This window comes from Shewanella sp. SR44-3 (assembly GCF_014163735.1).
Classification (GTDB): Bacteria; Pseudomonadota; Gammaproteobacteria; order Enterobacterales; family Shewanellaceae; genus Shewanella.
The window spans coordinates 1-17,312 of the sequence record NZ_JACJDV010000024.1; the positions used below are offsets into that span (position 1 = coordinate 1).

16 protein-coding genes are annotated in these 17,312 nt (G+C 42.8%); 3 read left to right on the forward strand and 13 right to left on the reverse strand.

Annotated features, from left to right (window positions below; translation table 11 throughout):
• Positions 1 to 1,368, forward strand: a 1,368-nt coding sequence (locus tag H5073_RS12330) for a hypothetical protein (protein WP_182679871.1), incomplete at its 5' end; no start/stop codon positions are given.
• A gap of 144 nt (positions 1,369 to 1,512) precedes the next feature.
• Here the strand turns inward: H5073_RS12330 and ltaE are convergent.
• The 4 genes from ltaE to H5073_RS12350 all read right to left on the reverse strand — a co-directional run bounded on the left by ltaE (position 1,513) and on the right by H5073_RS12350 (position 4,716).
• Positions 1,513 to 2,538 carry a low-specificity L-threonine aldolase gene (ltaE, locus tag H5073_RS12335; RefSeq protein WP_182679872.1) on the reverse strand — a complete coding sequence of 342 codons (1,026 nt, stop codon included), beginning with the start codon at positions 2,536 to 2,538 and terminating at the stop codon, positions 1,513 to 1,515.
• A gap of 99 nt (positions 2,539 to 2,637) precedes the next feature.
• On the reverse strand, positions 2,638 to 3,252 hold the full coding sequence (gene tpx, locus H5073_RS12340) for a thiol peroxidase (protein ID WP_182679873.1): 615 nt from the start codon (positions 3,250 to 3,252) through the stop codon (positions 2,638 to 2,640).
• Positions 3,249 to 4,076 (reverse strand): mechanosensitive ion channel family protein, encoded by an 828-nt coding sequence (locus H5073_RS12345; protein ID WP_182679874.1) that lies wholly within the window; start codon positions 4,074 to 4,076, stop codon positions 3,249 to 3,251. The genes tpx and H5073_RS12345 overlap by 4 nt, the downstream gene beginning before the upstream one ends.
• A gap of 19 nt (positions 4,077 to 4,095) precedes the next feature.
• Positions 4,096 to 4,716, reverse strand: a complete 621-nt coding sequence (locus tag H5073_RS12350; RefSeq protein ID WP_259394891.1) for an OmpA family protein — start codon at positions 4,714 to 4,716, stop codon at positions 4,096 to 4,098.
• 436 nt (positions 4,717 to 5,152) lie between these two features.
• Here H5073_RS12350 and H5073_RS12355 point away from each other — a divergent pair, with 436 nt between their 5' ends.
• Positions 5,153 to 6,622, forward strand: coding sequence for a peptide MFS transporter (locus H5073_RS12355; RefSeq protein WP_182679908.1), 1,470 nt, complete (start codon positions 5,153 to 5,155; stop codon positions 6,620 to 6,622).
• A gap of 265 nt (positions 6,623 to 6,887) precedes the next feature.
• Here the strand turns inward: H5073_RS12355 and glnS are convergent, their stop codons facing one another.
• The 6 genes from glnS to H5073_RS12385 all read right to left on the reverse strand — a co-directional run bounded on the left by glnS (position 6,888) and on the right by H5073_RS12385 (position 14,288).
• Entirely contained in the window at positions 6,888 to 8,558 is a 1,671-nt protein-coding gene (gene glnS / locus H5073_RS12360) for a glutamine--tRNA ligase (RefSeq protein ID WP_182679876.1), read from the reverse strand.
• Positions 8,559 to 8,712: 154 nt separating this feature from the next.
• Positions 8,713 to 11,010: a Fe(2+) transporter permease subunit FeoB gene (gene feoB / locus H5073_RS12365; protein WP_182679877.1), complete on the reverse strand. Its 2,298-nt coding sequence runs from the start codon at positions 11,008 to 11,010 to the stop codon at positions 8,713 to 8,715.
• On the reverse strand, positions 11,003 to 11,242 hold the full coding sequence (locus H5073_RS12370; protein WP_182679878.1) for a FeoA family protein: 240 nt from the start codon (positions 11,240 to 11,242) through the stop codon (positions 11,003 to 11,005). The genes feoB and H5073_RS12370 overlap by 8 nt, the downstream gene beginning before the upstream one ends.
• Before the next feature lie 254 nt (positions 11,243 to 11,496).
• Positions 11,497 to 12,036 carry a GNAT family N-acetyltransferase gene (locus H5073_RS12375; RefSeq protein WP_182679879.1) on the reverse strand — a complete coding sequence of 180 codons (540 nt, stop codon included), beginning with the start codon at positions 12,034 to 12,036 and terminating at the stop codon, positions 11,497 to 11,499.
• A 64-nt stretch (positions 12,037 to 12,100) separates the two neighbouring features.
• The gene (locus tag H5073_RS12380; protein ID WP_182679880.1) at positions 12,101 to 12,379 is read right to left on the reverse strand and encodes a peptidylprolyl isomerase; all 279 of its coding nucleotides are present in this window, start codon (positions 12,377 to 12,379) and stop codon (positions 12,101 to 12,103) included.
• A gap of 82 nt (positions 12,380 to 12,461) precedes the next feature.
• Positions 12,462 to 14,288 carry a DUF885 family protein gene (locus H5073_RS12385; RefSeq protein ID WP_182679881.1) on the reverse strand — a complete coding sequence of 609 codons (1,827 nt, stop codon included), beginning with the start codon at positions 14,286 to 14,288 and terminating at the stop codon, positions 12,462 to 12,464.
• Positions 14,289 to 14,353: 65 nt separating this feature from the next.
• Between H5073_RS12385 and H5073_RS12390 the strand changes: the two genes are divergently transcribed.
• Positions 14,354 to 14,863, forward strand: a complete 510-nt coding sequence (locus H5073_RS12390) for a diguanylate cyclase domain-containing protein (RefSeq protein ID WP_182679882.1) — start codon at positions 14,354 to 14,356, stop codon at positions 14,861 to 14,863.
• 171 nt (positions 14,864 to 15,034) lie between these two features.
• On the opposite strand, the gene H5073_RS12395 is transcribed toward H5073_RS12390, so the two are convergent.
• Genes H5073_RS12395 through H5073_RS12405 form a run of 3 tightly spaced genes read right to left on the reverse strand, consistent with a single transcriptional unit; the run spans position 15,035 to position 17,311 of the window.
• Complete coding sequence (locus H5073_RS12395; protein ID WP_182679883.1) at positions 15,035 to 16,282, reverse strand: lipopolysaccharide assembly protein LapB; 1,248 nt, start codon at positions 16,280 to 16,282, stop codon at positions 15,035 to 15,037.
• On the reverse strand, positions 16,282 to 16,905 hold the full coding sequence (locus H5073_RS12400) for an energy transducer TonB (protein WP_182679884.1): 624 nt from the start codon (positions 16,903 to 16,905) through the stop codon (positions 16,282 to 16,284). The genes H5073_RS12395 and H5073_RS12400 overlap by 1 nt, the downstream gene beginning before the upstream one ends.
• Before the next feature lies 1 nt (position 16,906).
• Entirely contained in the window at positions 16,907 to 17,311 is a 405-nt protein-coding gene (locus H5073_RS12405) for a biopolymer transporter ExbD (RefSeq protein ID WP_182679885.1), read from the reverse strand.
• Position 17,312 lies beyond the last annotated feature (1 nt).

Below are 17,312 nucleotides of genomic sequence, written 5' to 3' on the forward strand. Positions count from 1 at the left end.
CCACCACCACCACCACCACCACCACCGGCGACTATAGGAATGTCAGGCAAGGTCATCGATGGTTACGTTAAAGGTGCAACAGTATGGCTTGATATTAATGGCAACAGTGTTTTTGACACTGACAGTGAACCTTCGGTAATCTCTGGCGATGCGGGTGAGTATGCCTTTGAGTTCACTGAAGAGCAGGCTGAGTGCGTTGCTTATTCGACTCTTTATGTGGATGTGCCGGTTGGTGCTATAGATGAGGACTCTGGCGCGGTGACTGAGCCCTATCAGATGGCCTTGCCGCCTTCGATTACGCCGCTGACAGATGATGAAATTCGTCATGTTTCACCATTAACCTCAGTATTGTGGGAGCAAATTGCCGTTAGCTTAAATACTGGGACTCAGAAAAACTTAAGCTGTGAAAGTTTAAAGGAGAATGTGCAACTTAGAGGCGAACTTCAAACTGAAATACGCTCGGTTATGTCGAGCTTAGTCGCTCATTATAATTTGTCTGAAGCACAGATTTTCGCCGATTTCATAGCAGACGATAATAGCCAAGCTTATGATATCGCTCAGGCTATCGTTATTGGATTAAAAGCAGCTTTTAGCCACAGGGCTGAATTGAAAACGCAATATCCTGATGCACGTGAGATCCGCGTAGTTATCTACCAAGATAATGACAAGGATCATGAGTATCAGTTCGATAAGGCTTGGTATCGTGACACTGTGGTTTTCACCATTGATGGCTATTTAATTAAGGGAGTGAAACTTAAGCAAGACTTAAATGAAGTTGATATCGTGCTTACAGACCTAGTCGCCCTTGATAAACCTTGGGGTGATCAATCCCTAACCGGCAAGCTTAGAGTCCGCAAAGATGCGTATTACAAGGTAAACGGCACTTATAGCTGCACTGGTTTTGAACAGGTTAATTTCAAGAAAGATGCTATTGAGTATAAGTTGAGTAATTCACCTGACAGTACCTATGCAGACACCCTGGCTGAGTGTGAAACGAGCTTCGAGACGCCTTTTACCCGTGAGCATCTCATCTATTTCAACGAGGGTGATAAAAGTTATTTTGCAGAGTTTCATTTCCGCGAAGGACAACCTGAATTTAAGTCATTAGCTGATTGGGTCAACTTGAAAGATAAAGCTGAACAGTTAAATGCAGCTGAGCTTATCGAACACTTGTCTTTACTGCCTAAAGGTTGGGACGAAGAAGTGTTAATCGACACCACGCTGTGGCGTAAACGTCAATACGATAACACAGTGCGAATTGATAAAGACAGCAAGGGAAAATGGACTAAAGCGACGCGTCAAGATGATGGCACCACAGTGTATGAGTGCAGCACAGACGGCGTCACATGGGCTAGCTGTAATACTTAATATCAAATGATTCAATAGAAATTGAAAAATAGCGATTAATCTTAAGGCCTTATCATATTATTGATAAGGCCTTTTTATTGCTTACAACTGGCTGAATACCTGAGTTAATTATCAGGATAATAGAGTGGATCCCCGAGTCATTGCTTAGCTAATTTTTGCTTCAGCAAGGCAAGGCGTTAACACTTTGAGAAACAGTAATACATCTTGATGGCTAATGTCTTTATGAGTCACAAAACGCAGTGTACGTCCTGTACTGACCCTAATATTACGCTTAAGCAGCGCTTGAGCTAGGTATTTTGGCTCGTAGTTTTTATCCAGCGTGGCAAATACCATGTTGGTTTGCACTTTAGTTAAATCGACAGTAAATTCGGGCATACCTGTAAGCCCTTGTGCCAAAAATAATGCGTTGGCATGATCCTCACTTAAGCGCTCAACCTGCTCAGTTAAGGCAAGCTTAGCCGCTGCGGCTAAAATCCCCACTTGGCGCATACCGCCGCCGAGCATTTTTCGCCAGCGTGTAGCTTTGGCAATTAAACGCTCATCCCCAAGCAGCAAGGAACCTACAGGTGCACTCAATCCTTTTGATAAGCAAATAGAAACTGAATCAAAATACTGGGTTATTTCAGATATTTTTATACCCTGAGCCACTGCGGCATTGGCCACTCTGGCGCCATCTAAATGAATTTTGAGGCCGTTGTCGAACGCAAGTTTTTGAGCTTGTGCCAAATAGGCTTGGGGCAGCACCTTGCCGCCTATGGTATTTTCCAAACTAAGTAAACGGGTACGGGCAAAGTGGACGTCATCGGGTTTTATGGCATTGAGAATATCTTCAAGGGCGATGCTACCATCACTCTGATTGCTTAATGGCTGAGGTTGAATACTACCAAGCACTGCAGCCCCGCCACCTTCAAACTTATAGTTATGAGCTTGCTGACCACAGATATATTCGTCGCCGCGATCACAATGAGCCATTAAAGCCAAAAGATTCGCTTGGGTGCCCGAACTCACAAACAGGGCGCCGTCAAAACCAAACATGTCGGCGGCCATCTCTTGCAAGTCATTAACTGTCGGGTCGTCACCGTAAACATCGTCACCGACTTCTGCGCTAGCCATGGCGGCGCGCATCGCCTGGGTGGGCAGAGTCACGGTATCGCTTCTAAAATCAATCATAAAAATCCTGTTCAAAAAAATGACTGATAAGCACAAGGCTTATCAGTCATAAAATACTATTCGCGTTGAAAATACCACAACACCGCGGTGCTTAACTCACTATCGCGTCGAAACTTGCTTAAGTACCGCTAAAGCTTTGTTGTAATCAGGGTGCTGACTCACATCAGCAACCAACTGCTGATACCGTAAAATGCCTTTGCTATCTATGATAAAGATGGCTCTAGCAAGCAAGCCCCTATCCTTAATGATAAGTCCATACTGCTCACCAAAGTTACGCCACACTGAATCTGACAATACCTTTAATTTATCAACATTTTCCAGCTGACAAAAACGCTTTTGTGCAAACGGCAAGTCCATGCTTAATGTTAGCATAACTACCTCATCAGAGAACTGACTGACTTCAGTATTAAAACGCTTGGTTTGCAGAGCACATACACCGGTATCTAAGCTAGGCACGGCGCTGATGAGCACAGTTTTACCGGCAAAGTCAGCTAAACTCACTGCGGCAAAATGAGCATCGACCACCTTAAACTCAGGCGCAGGCTGATTAAGGCTTGGCATAGTGCCAAGTAATGGCGCAGCCTTACCGCCTAAGATCACGCTTTGCTCAGTAGCATTGACTGTGCTACTAAGCATGATGCTTAGCACCAGCGCTAATTTAAAAAACTGAGTGATTTTAGCCACATATTGCCCCTTACTTTGATTTAATATCATACTTTCACCGGCAGATCTTTAACGTGTACATCCATTTGCGGAAATGGAATTTCAATCTTAGCCTCATCTAAGGCCAGTTTAACCTGCTCTAATAATTCAAAACGCACCGGCCAGTAATCGCCAGTCATAACCCAAGGGCGAACCACAAAGTTAATTGAACAATTGGCAAGCTCAGACAATGCTATGGTGTAGCCAGGCTCGGCAAGTACCTTGTCGTGAGCCGCTAATACCTTATCAATCACTTGCTTAGTTAATGCGATATCTGCGCTGTAAGATACGCCTATCACTAAATCAATGCGGCGCTTTTCCATGGCGGAATAGTTGACAATAGTGCCATTCATCATGGCGGAGTTTGGTGCAATGATGAGCTTGTTATCGCCCGTTTTAAGTTTGGTTGAAAAAATCGTTATTTCATCGACCACACCAGCGATACCCGCAGCTTCAACATAATCACCCACCCTGCACGGACGAAATATCACCATTAACACCCCAGAGGCAAAGTTTGATAACGACCCCTGAAGCGCTAAACCAACCGCTAAACCTGCAGCACCGATAACCGCAACCAATGATGCGGTTTGCACTCCGATTTGGCCTAAGGTCGCAACCACAGCGAACACAAACACTAAGGCCCATGCGAGGTTAGCCACAAAAGAGACAACGGTCTGATCAACCTTACGTTTAGTTAATACCTTGCTGGTGACATTTTTCGCAACACCTGCAAGATATTTACCTATGATGAAAATGACTATCGCCAGCAAGGCCTTTAGACCATACGTGACGATAAGCTCAGGTGCCTGTTCTATTAAGCCTTGTAAATTATCCATTTAACACTCCACTAAAGGTTTAGTTATTTGCAGTTATTGTAATCTCAACTCGTCGATTGGCCTGACGACCATTAGCTGTTGTATTGTCATCGGCAGGCACTGACGAAGCCATGCCGTAATAATCAATGTCGCTTGCCATTAAGCCATATTCGCTCACAAGTATTTGAGCCACATTCTTAGCACGTTTTAATGATAATTCTTGATTAAAAGCTTCGCTGCCAATGATATCTGTGTGTCCAACCAAGGTTAATTGCCCATGATGTTGCTGAGCCATAATGGCAACTTTTTGCAGCAAAGGTTTTTGCGTCTGTAGCACTTGGGATTTGGCAAATTCAAAATACACAGGGGTAATATCTATGCTATCGCATTCATTCAAATTAAATTCAGAGGTCTCATCGAGAAAACAAGCTGTCGTAATTGCTTCCGTCTGCGGAATATCAACGGATTCAATTTTAGGTGTTTCAATTTGCTGAGCCAAAAACGCTTCTTGATGGCAGCCATTGGCTTGTACTATGACGTCTTTAGGACTGTTGGCACAGGCGTCTTTCTTATCAGGTACGCCATCTTTGTCAGTATCAATCCAAGCAAATGCTGTGGCACTTACACATATCAGCCAGAGGCCTAAAACTAAACGCGACATATTCATTTCCCTTTCATTTCCCTAACTATGGTTGTGAACTGGTAACGCTAACAGGAGCTGGGCCATTACAGACATACATGCTTGCATCTAATAATTAGTGTAAAGATACAAGCCCTTGTTCCTGAATGCGAACAAAAAATCACTCATCAGCACTAATCGTCTAGCATTTATGCGCTCTTTTGGCGCTAACATTGACTTCCAGTGGCTTTAAAGGGTATATAAGGTGAGAATTTTGCTGTTTGAGTTTACTCGAACATCAGCATAAATCGAGTTTATATTATAAAAAAAACACTCAGCGCAATTTAGCCAAAGTTTGCATCGTGTCATGATGAGTTTTAATACCTCTTTTACCGATGCAAACCCGCTAGCTTGCCACAACTTTTCTGTAGTGCGTTTGCGCCGCAGCCAATTCAAAAAAATTAAGGTGGAAGACTTAATGAACGACGCTAAATCACAAGGAAACCTGCTAGGGCATCCTAAGGGATTATTCCTGTTGTTTACAACAGAACTTTGGGAGCGTTTTAGCTACTATGCTATGCGCGCTATCTTGGTATTGTATCTAGTCGATAAGGTACAGACTGAGGGTGGTCACGGTCTAGGATGGTCACAGGCCGATGCTTTATCGCTATACGGTACTTTCACAGCCTTAGTTTATTTGACCCCGCTTATTGGTGGTTGGCTTGCTGATGCATTCTTAGGCCAACGTAAAGCGATTTATATTGGCGGCGCCTTAATGGCCATTGGCCAATTTACCTTAGCCTTACCTCATTCCTGGGTACCAGGCTCTGAAATTTTATTTTTTTACCTAGGTCTAGGTACATTAATTTTAGGCAACGGTTTATTTAAACCCAACATTTCTACCATGGTTGGTGATTTGTACCAAGAAGGCGATCATCGCCGTGATGGTGCTTTCACCATTTTCTACATGGGGATCAACGTGGGTGCAGCCCTTTCTGGTATCGTGGTTGGCTCAGTCGTTGCTGCTTATGATGGCAACTGGCAGATGGGCTTCCTGTGTGCTGGTATCGGTATGGTGCTATCGTTAATCATCCAATACATGTACGCCCAAAAATTACTCGGTGATATTGGTACTGTTCCAGCGGCTAAATTAGAGCGTGAGAAAAATGAAGCCAAAGGTGAAGTACGTAAAGAGCCATTAACCAAAGTAGAGCGTGACCGCATTAAGGTCATCATGGTTATGGGCTTATTTACTATCATCTTCTGGGCGGGCTTTGAGCAAGCCGGTGGTTTGATGAACCTATTCACCAACAACTTTACCGACCGTATGATAGGCAGTTGGGAAGTTCCAACGACTTGGTTCCAATCTTTAAATGCGGTCTTTATCGTGGTCTTTGCACCTGTTATCGCCTCTATTTGGATACGTTTGGGTAAGAATGAGCCAAACTCACCGGTTAAGTTTGCTTTAGGCCTAGTCTTCCTTGCTGTTGGTTTCCTATTTATGATGGGCGCAGTAATGGAAATGGGCGGTGACGCCAGCGTTAAATCAAGCATGTGGTGGTTAGTTGGAGCTTACTTCTTCCATACCATGGGCGAGCTATGTTTATCTCCTATTGGTCTGTCTATGGTGACTAAACTGGCTCCACTGCGCATAGCTTCATTAATGATGGGTGCTTGGTTCCTATTTATCGCTATCGCCAATAAAGTCGGCGGCCTAGTTGGCTCACTGATTGGTCACGGCGGCGCGGTTGAAGAGCAGTTAGAAAATGCCATGTCAATCTTCGCAGGCATTGCCATTACTGCAGTGGTTTCAAGTGTTATTTTATACTTCATGGCTGATAAGCTAGTGGATTGGATGCACGGTGCTGAAAGCAAAAATCACACTGAGGAACAAGCCTTAGAAGAAGAGATTGCTGTTACGGCCGAACATGAGGCCATTAAACGTTAATCTTTTAGCCTCTTGCTAAAGCCCCCGTTTATAGAAAAATGCCGTTCACTTAAGTGAACGGCATTTTTCATTTTTGCATCACGTCATTCTTAGTTTATGGCGTCTGAGGGGGTTACTTCGCGGTTGTCTAAGACGATTAATTGAAATGCGGATAAAAGCTCCTATAGTAATTTCCATAAAAAATCCGATAATTGTTATCGGATTTTTTGAAGATTTAGAAGATCGCAATATCAATCAGTTAAGTTTTTCACTTAACGCTTCTACATTAGGCGAAAGAATCCCTTAAGGCTACCGTTAAATTAAACACTAAATGTTCAGGTGTTGAATCTTTACTGTCAGCACAGAAATAACCTTCACGTTCGAACTGGTAGGCTTGCTCCGATTTAGCCTGCTTAAGATTGGCTTCTGCATAACCATTAAGCACCACTAACGAATCAGGGTTTAACACTTCATCTACGGTTTCAAATGCAGCTGGGTTTGCTTCAGTAAATAATCTGTCATACAAACGAAACTCAGCGGCTAATGCAGTGCTAGATTCAACCCAATGGATAACCCCTTTAACTTTACGGCCATCGGCTGGGTTTTTACCTAAAGTATCGGCATCATAGCTACAGTAAACTGTAGTGATGTTACCTTCAGCATCTTTATCGCAGCGCTCGGCTTTAATGACATAAGCATTACGAAGACGTACTTCTTTACCCATGACTAAACGCTTAAACTGCTTATTGGCTTCTTCTTTAAAATCTTCAGCATCAATAAAGAGTTCACGACCAAAAGCCAATTGGCGAGTCCCCATTGCTTCTTTATTAGGATGTACCGCTGCATTGATGATCTCAGGTATGGCATTGGGATAGTTCTCAATGATGACCTTAATCGGCCTGAGCACCGCCATAGCGCGAGGCGCATATTCATTTAATTCTTCACGAATACAAGCATCTAACATGCCAACTTCAACCATGTTATCTTGCTTAGTCACACCTATTCGTAGGCAAAACTCGCGAATAGAGGCAGCGGTATAACCTCGGCGGCGCAGACCTGCGATGGTTGGCATCCGTGGGTCGTCCCAACCTGTCACTAACTTACGTGTCACTAAGTCGTTAAGCTTGCGCTTAGACATCAAAGTATATTCAAGGTTTAAACGTGAAAACTCATACTGGCGAGTTCGGTTAGGTGCTTGGAAATCACTTAGATTATCCAATACCCAATCGTACAGTCTGCGGTTATCTTGAAACTCTAAAGTACAAATAGAATGGGTGATATTTTCAATGGCATCGGAAATACAGTGAGTAAAGTCGTACATAGGGTAAATGCACCACTTATCACCAGTCTGATGATGGTGAGCGAAACGAATACGATAAATAACCGGATCACGCATACACATGAAAGGTGAAGCCATGTCGATTTTGGCGCGCAGTGCACACTCACCTTCTTTAAACTCACCCAAACGCATTTTTTCAAATAAGGCTAAATTTTCCGCAGCGGATGTGTCACGGTATGGACTATTCTTACCAGGCTCTTTAAGAGTGCCACGGTATTCACGGGTCTGCTCACCGTTTAAGAAGCACACATAAGCTAGGCCTTTTTCAATTAATTCGACTGCATAGGCATGCAATTGATCAAAATAGTTTGATGAATAGCGAACGTCACCGCTCCATTGGAAACCAAGCCAAGACACATCCTGCTGAATAGAATTAACATAATCTATGTCTTCTTTCTCAGGATTAGTATCATCAAAACGTAAATTACATTGGCCTTGGTAATCTTTGGCAATGCCGAAGTTCAAACAAATAGACTTGGCATGACCTATGTGTAAATAACCATTAGGCTCTGGCGGGAAACGAGTCTGAACTTGAGTGTGTTTACCACTTTCTAGATCTTCGTCAATGATATTACGAATGAAGTTACTAGGACGTACTTCGCTGTCCACATGGCTCATGGAATTCCTCTTAGCTTAAGATGGCAAAATTTTTAAGAGACAGATGATCCTACAGATCATCTAGAGTTACAACTGATCAGATTGAAAAGTTACACTAAACACTAAAATAAACCCAGCAAATGCTGGGTTTATTAGGATAGACAAGTCGATAAACTTACTCGGTAACCACCCGAATACCGGGGATTATCTGTTGTGCTTTTTTCCCTTGGCGTTTAAGCCAGAAATAAAACACCAATAATGCCAACGTAAAGAAACTAATCCACGCTGTAGATTGCAACGGATGCTCAGTGAATGTAGCGCCTTGGTAGACGACAGTCGCAGTGCCATAAGCCAATGCAAAGGTCCATAATGCCGCAAACCTAGCCCACTTGACGCCAAATTCATTCACTAAGGCCCCCATAGCGGCCACACAAGGCGTATAAAGCAAGATAAATAGCAAATATGAGAAGGCGGCAAGCTGACCACTAAAGCCTGCTTGCAGTGCACTGAATGTAGACTTATCAACGCCCTGCTCTTCTGCTGCGACGTCAATGCTTTCGACGTTACCCACTGACATAGATAATGGATCATCCGGTGCAATACCAAATAGGTTCACTGGAATCGTCGCTAATGCTTCTTCAAAGCTCTCACTTAAAGGAGTCAGCTCAGCATCTGCTGCGCCCACGGGACTGTATAAACTGTTTAACGTGCCGACCACAGCTTCTTTGGCAAAGATACCAGTGATAATCCCAACTGTTGCAGGCCAATTATCTTGCTCAATTCCCATAGGTGCAAACAGTGGTGTCACTTTTTGGCTTGCCACACTCAATAATGAGGCTTGGCTATCTTCATGACCAAAACTACCATCAAGGCCAATGGCATTAATAAAGTTAAGGAAGGTCACTACCAGTACAATTGTCTTACCCGCTCCGAGAATAAAGCTCTTAGTCCGTTTCGCCGTGCGAGACAATACCGCTTTTATCTTAGGAAGCTCATAGCTTGGAAGCTCCATGACCACTGCGCTGCTGGTGCCAGGCAACACAGTACTGCGAAGTAGCAAACCTGTACCAATAGCAGCAAAAATACCTATGATATACAGTAAAAATACCAGGTTCTGACCTGATTCAGGAAAGAAAGCTGCAGCAAATAAGGCATATACAGGTAAACGGGCACCGCATGACATAAATGGCGCCATCATACCGGTAACAATTCGCTCCCGCTCACTGCCTAAAGTACGTGTTGCCATAATGGCGGGGACTGAACAGCCAAAACCCACTATCATAGGCACAAATGCTTTACCTGGTAAGCCAATGCGGCGCATCAAGCCATCGACAACAAATGCCGCTCTTGAAAGATAACCTGAAGCCTCGAGCACAGACAAAGCCAAGAATAGCGCGGCAATAACTGGAATAAAAGTGGCCACAGTTTGCACGCCTTGACCTAAGCCGCCAGCTAAAATCGTCACTAGCCAATCAGGGGATCCCATACTGCTAAGCAGTGCGCCAAAGTGATCAACAAAAATTGCGCCGGCGCTAATATCAAAGAAATCGATAAAGGCACTGCCCACATTGATGCTGAACATAAACATCAAATACATAACAAACAGGAATACAGGGATACCTAAAATAGGGTGCAAAGCAAGATTATCCAGCTTATCGCTAAGTCTAAGTCTTGTGCCGCGCTTAACAGCTTGCGAAAATACTTTTTCGACAAAATCAAAACGTGTAGTGGCCAACATGATTTCTAGATCGCTTTCATGCGCACTGGCTTTAGATGAGCACTGATACTTAGTTGATTTCTGCTCGCTTTCATTATCACGGCTATTGCTTCCCTGGCCACTTGCCAATATCCCTAGGGCGCGACCACGATGTAAGCGACTATCTTTAGCTTGTAGTTGGGCGACCTCTAATTCTATGCTTGCATCGTAATTAAGCTTAAGCGGAGTCACAACGTCTGTGCTTGTTAATAACTGCAATACTTGATCTTGTACTTGGCGAACGTCTTCTTTTTCACGAGAACACACTGCTATCACTGGACAGCCAAGTAGCGCGGCCATCGCTTGGATATCAATCTCAATGCCGAGTTTGTTAGCCGCATCAATTTTATTCAACACTAGCACCATAGGCAGGCCAAGTTCACGCAGTTGAATAGTCAAATAAAGGTGACGTTCAATATTGGTAGCATCAACGAGATTAATGATCCCATCGATGTGCTCATTAGAGAGAAACTGCTGGGCAATTTGTTCATCTAACGAACAATCACAACTATTACCAGCTGGAAGTAGATCGTAAATGCCAGGCAAGTCGGTAAGTAAAACCTGATTGTCCTCTAAAACAAAGATGCCGGTCTTTTTCTCAACCGTAACACCAGCCCAATTGCCCACTTGTTGGTTTGAACCGGTAAGTGCATTGAAAAGAGTTGATTTACCTGCGTTCGGGTTACCCACAGTAACGCAATGAAATTGCTTAGTCATGAGTTACAACTACCTCGATAATATCTGCCAGTTCTTGACGCATACACAGCTTAGTGCCACGTAAGTCTAGTTCGACGCCTGTGCCCATTGGCGCACGGCGGACCATAGAAAATTTGGTATTAGGGGTTATCCCCATAGAAAGTAATTTTCGCTTCACGGTTTGTGGCAGGGTTAACTGGCCAATCTGAGCTATGATTGCTCGATCGCCTGGGTTAAGTTCACTGAGTTTCATCAAACTGTTACCTTGCATGCAGTGTATAAAAGACGGTGTGATTCTAGCTGAGCTTAAATTCGATGAATACTGGCTAGATCAAATTATTAACTGGGAACGATAATAATTTTCAATTGTGTTGCCCATTATGTGATAAATGTCGAAAATAATATAGACCTAAAGCTGATTTTCACTGACAAAGCCCAACTAAAGCCTATCCATTCTATAAGAGCACTATACTGAAGACGCCATATACTCAGTCATGCTGGGTATTTTCATCGCTCAACTCGCTCTGAAACTAATAATCCAAACAGATAATCGTCTGACCATGACTCGCCAATCTTATTATTCTCTCGCAATCGCCCTTCCTGCTTAAAACCACATTTCATCATGACCTTAGCAGAGCCAAGATTGCGTACATCACAAAGGCCGATGAACTTATGTATGCTGTATGCATGAGCTCCCCAATCAATAACACCCTGAAGGGCTTCTGTGGCATAACCTTTACCTTGATGTTCAGCAGATAACAAATAACCAACTTCAGCCCGCCTAAGCGTCAAGTTTGCACAATTAAAACCACTGAAGCCAACAAACTCACCAGTAGCCAGCTCTTCAATCACTAAGGTTAACCAATCTCCAGATTCGAATTCCCATGGCTCAAGTTTCTGTTCAAATTTAATTCTGATTTGTTCAAGAGTTTCGACTTGGCGCACAAACGCATTAATGTCCTTATTTTGATTAATCATAAGAAAATTAGCCCAATCAGATGGGAGTAAACTTCTTAACATCAATCGTTCTGAGTACAACTCAATCATTAGGCTTCCTTATACTTAAAAAAATGGCAGCCGAAGCTGCCATAAATATTAATTTTGTTAACGGTTAACCTCTTTGAGTCACTTCCAACAAGTGGTAGCCAAACTGAGTTTTAACAGGGCCTTGAACTTCATTTAGCGGCGCGCTAAAAACAACGGCATCAAATTCTTGAACCATCATGCCAGGGCTAAAAGCACCTAAATCACCACCTTGTGCACCTGATGGACAGCTTGAGTGAGCCTTTGCTATATCAGCAAAGTCTGCACCAGCTAAAATTTGTTGTTTTAAATCTTCACACTCAACTTGAGTGCTCACTAATAAATGACGCGCTGTGGCTTGAACCATGATTAACTCCTAACAATGTTGTCGATTAAATTATCGATTAAAAAAGATGTTCATTTCTTATTACTAAGACGTAAGCATTCGCTTACTGGGCAGTCTTTGCCAATTCTGCATTCACCCAGCGGTCGACCTTCTGTTCCATCACAGCCATGGGTAATGAGCCCGTCGTCAAAATTTGATCATGAAATGCTCTAATATCAAATTTATCACCAAGCTTGGCTTCAGCTTCTGCTCTTAGTTTAAGTATGGTGAGCTGACCGACTTTGTAAGATAACGCTTGTCCTGGAATAGCCATATAACGTTCAACTTCAGCAATAATGTCAGTTTCTGCCATTGGTGAGTTATCTTTCATATATTGTATCGCCTGCTCGCGGCTCCAGCCTTTAGCATGAAGCCCCGTATCCACCACTAGACGCATGGCGCGCAGCATCTCATCAGAAAGCTTACCAAAGTATTGATAAGGGTCGCTAAACAGTCCCATTTCCATACCTAGGTATTCTGCATAAAGCGCCCAACCCTCTTCAAAGGCCGTATAACCTTGAAAACGCTGAAACTCTGGAACAGATTCAAGCTCTTGCTTTATGGCGATCTGAAAATGGTGCCCTGGAGCAGCTTCATGCAATGACAAGGTTGTCATGCCCCACTTAGGCTGCGCCTTCAAATTATAAGTGTTGATGTAAAACACCCCAGGACGAGAGCCATCCACAGCTGGAGACTCATAAGAGGCACCTGCTGCTGATTTTTCACGGAAACTCTCAACAGGTTTAACAACATAATCCGCTTTTGGCATCACATTAAAATATGCAGGTAACACGGCATTAATTTTATCTTTAAGGCCCATATAACCATCAACCAAGCCCTGTCTGTCGCTAAAAAAGAACTCATCTTCGCTAGACAATGAATCAAAAAAGGCACTTAAATCACCTTTAAAGCCGACTTGTTCACGAACCTTATCCATTTCAGCTAAAATTCGAGCAACTTCACTCAGGCCAATCTGATGAATTTCTTCAACAGGCATGGATGTTGTAGTGTGCTTATTGGCTAAATGTTGGTACCAGGCTTTGCCATTAGGCAATCCCCACCACCCATCACTAGCGCGAGCATTAACAAGATAAGTCCCCTTAAAGTAATCCCTAAGTCCTGTCAGTGCGGGTAATAATTTATCGTTAATGATTGCCTGATACTCAGTCGTCAGTTTGGCTTTATCTTCAGCAGAAAAATCTGCCGGCAATTGATTAATGGGGGCATAGAATAGACTTTGAGTTGCATCAGAGACTAACTGAGCGTCTAACTGAGGAATGATCCTATCAACTAACACTCTAGGCAACACGACTTTACTGGCTATCGCTTCATCCATGCGCTGCTGGGCTAAATCAATCCAGTTAATAAAACCGCTTAGGCGCGACAGCCAATTTTGATAATCTTCAACAGTGGTAAATGGCTGCGCACTTTCACCGCTTCCCAGCTGGATCATTGTGATGACAGTACTGTAAAACTGGTTGATAGGAATAAAGCGCTCAGGATAGGTTTCATCAACCAAGGCCATTTTCCTATCGTAAATAAACATACTATGACTGAGCTTAAGATCTTCTGCTAATGCTGCGGTATCAATCTCTGACGCTTTAGCTAAATAGCGTGTATTGAGCTCATGGCGCGCCTTAAGGTATGTTTCAGTTAAGTCCCCGCCAAATTCATTGTTATAATCATTAACCCCAACAAAGGTTGCGTACAAGGGTTCAAGTGCAAGCAGTTCTTTAAAGAAACTGTCTGCCAAGGCTTGATATTGAACTGAACTTGACGCTTTATCCTGAGTAGCCTCAACACTTGAGTTTAACTGATTTTCTGGTGCCTTAGAGCAAGCTTGAAGATTAAACAAGGTTGCAATAGCCAAAGCAATAACGGCTTTTTTCATTATTATTATCTTCCTTTCTAAAATCGTTTCTATACTTAGATCTGAACGTCAATGGGAGTATCGCTATGATCTATTCGTTTCGTAACTCAGGCTTTAGAGATCCTGAGACAGGTGTTTACAACCAAACTTATTTTATGGAGGTCTTTAATCGAGAATGGCATCGGCATCAAAGGGATAATCAAACACTGGCATTACTCTTTTTATGCCCCAATATCCATGAAACAGTAAAACAAGATCATTTACTCGAATTATTTACTCATCAAATCCAACAAGCATTATTAAGGACAACAGATCTATTGGCAAGACTAGACACAACTCATTTTGCCTTAGGATTGTTTAATGTCGACAGTGAAGGGACTCAAGTCGTACTAGATCGGATCAGTAAACAAGTGGATGAGTTTATGCTTAAACATGGCAGAGAGCACAATTTCACTTTAGATTACAAGTTAGCAGCGGGTGTTTGCACCCCAAGCCAAGATAGAAAGATTGAAACTCTCTTCAAGGACGTCGAACAATTATCACTGGATTTAGAGAGTAATCAAGACTGCCGACATGCACTATTGCAGCTTCATTAATTTGTGCGATTCTCAATATAACATTTAACTCCAAGCAAGTGGCAATTCATGATCAATAATTCACCTATTTGCACAAATCAAAACTTACAAACAGCAATCTAAATCAAAAACTCATAAAAAAAGCCCCTTTTCAGGGGCTTTAATATTTACAACCTATAACTTAACTCAAGATTACAAAGATATGTTATATATCCGAGCTTTTTCTTTGATGTAAGAAATATAACTGTTTGCACTTCGGGCTGTTTTCTTATCTTTAGCAGCAAGAACCGCTCTCTGATAGGCCGATTTGTATTTCTTTTGACTTAAATACGCCAACGCCAATTCAAATTGAGCTTCACCAGGATATTTAATACCCGCATCCAGTGCCTTTTTCAAAGCAGGAATAGCCGCAGAATAGTTCTCATCTAAGGACAGTAAACGACCTTGTTTAAGATATAATTCGCCATCTTTAGCTAAAGCAGCTGCTTTGCCGTAGTAATGAGCCGCTTCTTTAAACTCTTTCGCATTCTGGTAAAAACCAGCTAGAGTCGAAAGTGTCTTCTCAGATTCAGCAATCAAACCTGATTTCATGTGCTTTTCATAAATAACAGCAGCTTTATAAGGTGATCCTTTTTGCGCTAGTAACTGCGCTAAACGCGTGATGTTACTGTCGGTTTCAAGGAAGCCATTCTTATAAGACAAGTCATAAGTTGCTAAGGCTTTATCATAGTTTTCAGTCATCAAATAAAACTGAGCTAACTGAACCCATAAACGCTTATCATCTTGGAATAAAGGCACCATTACCTCAAGAACCTTGACCGCATCTTTATACTTCTTTTGATTGAAGTAAGCGGTTAGTTTCATTTGATATAGACTTTTATCAGGCTCGGTCGATAAAGATAAACCTTTGTCGGCAACCTGAAGCACCTTATTCCAGTCTTTAAGCTCAGTATAAGCAATACCGATACGACGATAAGTTTGAGCATCAGCCTTACAAGTAAATTCCATCCACTTATAGTAGTAAGGAATAGCCTGTTTAAATTGCTTCTCTTGCAGCAGTAAATCAGCATAAAGGCGCATCGTCCCCGCATGATCTACTCCGCCTAAAATATCAGCATCCACAGCCGTCTTTAAATACTTAACGGCGGTTTTCATCTGACCTTTTTCGGCGTAAAAGTTACCAAGCATGCGGTCGACATAAGCTTTGTCAAAACCGCCTCTTGGATTCACTTCAAGCAAAATAGCAATGGCAGTATCAAGCTCGCCATTTGTATAAGCCTCAAAAGACTTTTGCACTTTTTTGCCGACACTTTCACCGACAGCTTTAGACTGACGCTTATCAATTTCACATTTTTCAGCCGCTACAACATTCCCAGCAAGAAAACTGCCGCCACAAAGAGAAAGTAATAGCACGCTAGCGATTTGATTAACTTTACGCATTATCTACCTCCATCTTTGCCTAAGCTGAAATCAAGTTGTACAGTCATACCTGGTTGCTTAATGGCTTTACCATCAACAATTTTAGGCTTGTACTTCCACTTTCTTAACGCACGAATAGCATCGCGGTCAAATACTCGCTTGGGCTCAGCTTTGATAACAGAAACATCTTCAACACCGCCAAGTTCGTTAATTGTAAAGCTAAGCTGTACAAAACCTTCTTTGCCATCTCGTTGGGCTGAAATAGGATATTGAGGCTCGATACGCACGATAGGTGTAGCATCACCATCTCGTGTCATCATATTGCCTAGTTTAAACCCAGTACTCACACCACCAGACTGTAAACCCCCCATATTAAACGACATATTAGTGTCTATATTAGATGATGTATCAGGCGGAGTCGTCTCCGGCTTTGGTGGCTGCTCCGGTGGTGGGGGTGGCTTAGGTGTCACCCTTGGTTTCTTCTGTGCTTTCGAATCCTGTTTATCCATGGTGATTTCGATAACAGGGGTCTCTGTAGAATCGGCGTTGCGTGTGGCACCGCCGCCTACTAAGAACGCCATAAAAGCGAACAGACCAAAAGTCACAGCAGCACCAATTAAGATTGATACTAGTGCTCTTAGCATATTATTCGTTCCCCGCCGACACAGAAATTTTGTCAATACCCGCAGCTTTTACTTCATCAAGTACTTTAACAACTAAGCCATGTTGCGCTTCTTTGTCTGCTTGAATAAGTACCGCAGCTTCTGGTGCTTCAGCTAACATACGTTCGACGTTTGCTGTTACACGCTCGATATCAACTTGACGATTTTCCATCATAATGACACCAGTTTTACTGACGCCGATGAAAATGTTAGCCGAAGGTTTAGACGTAGCCTGTGACGCTTTTGGCTTGTTATAGTCTAAGCCAGATGGCTTAACAAACGATGTGGTTACAATAAAGAAGATCAGCATGATAAACACGATGTCTAGCATCGGGGTCATATCAATTTGTGCTTCCTCATCCATACTGGAATGCTTCTTACGTGCCATG

Coding starts and splice junctions, on each gene's coding strand:
- ltaE (WP_182679872.1), bottom strand. CDS start 2,538: ATGATTGATTTTAGAAGCGATACCGTGACTCTGCCCACCCAGGCGATG.
- feoB (WP_182679877.1), bottom strand. CDS start 11,010: ATGACTAAGCAATTTCATTGCGTTACTGTGGGTAACCCGAACGCAGGT.
- H5073_RS12390 (WP_182679882.1), top strand. CDS start 14,354: ATGATCTATTCGTTTCGTAACTCAGGCTTTAGAGATCCTGAGACAGGT.
- H5073_RS12385 (WP_182679881.1), bottom strand. CDS start 14,288: ATGAAAAAAGCCGTTATTGCTTTGGCTATTGCAACCTTGTTTAATCTT.
- H5073_RS12395 (WP_182679883.1), bottom strand. CDS start 16,282: ATGCGTAAAGTTAATCAAATCGCTAGCGTGCTATTACTTTCTCTTTGT.
- tpx (WP_182679873.1), bottom strand. CDS start 3,252: ATGATATTAAATCAAAGTAAGGGGCAATATGTGGCTAAAATCACTCAG.
- H5073_RS12370 (WP_182679878.1), bottom strand. CDS start 11,242: ATGAAACTCAGTGAACTTAACCCAGGCGATCGAGCAATCATAGCTCAG.
- H5073_RS12405 (WP_182679885.1), bottom strand. CDS start 17,311: ATGGCACGTAAGAAGCATTCCAGTATGGATGAGGAAGCACAAATTGAT.
- glnS (WP_182679876.1), bottom strand. CDS start 8,558: ATGAGCCATGTGGACAGCGAAGTACGTCCTAGTAACTTCATTCGTAAT.
- H5073_RS12355 (WP_182679908.1), top strand. CDS start 5,153: ATGAACGACGCTAAATCACAAGGAAACCTGCTAGGGCATCCTAAGGGA.
- H5073_RS12380 (WP_182679880.1), bottom strand. CDS start 12,379: ATGGTTCAAGCCACAGCGCGTCATTTATTAGTGAGCACTCAAGTTGAG.
- H5073_RS12345 (WP_182679874.1), bottom strand. CDS start 4,076: ATGGATAATTTACAAGGCTTAATAGAACAGGCACCTGAGCTTATCGTC.
- H5073_RS12350 (WP_259394891.1), bottom strand. CDS start 4,716: ATGTCGCGTTTAGTTTTAGGCCTCTGGCTGATATGTGTAAGTGCCACA.
- H5073_RS12375 (WP_182679879.1), bottom strand. CDS start 12,036: ATGATTGAGTTGTACTCAGAACGATTGATGTTAAGAAGTTTACTCCCA.
- H5073_RS12400 (WP_182679884.1), bottom strand. CDS start 16,905: ATGCTAAGAGCACTAGTATCAATCTTAATTGGTGCTGCTGTGACTTTT.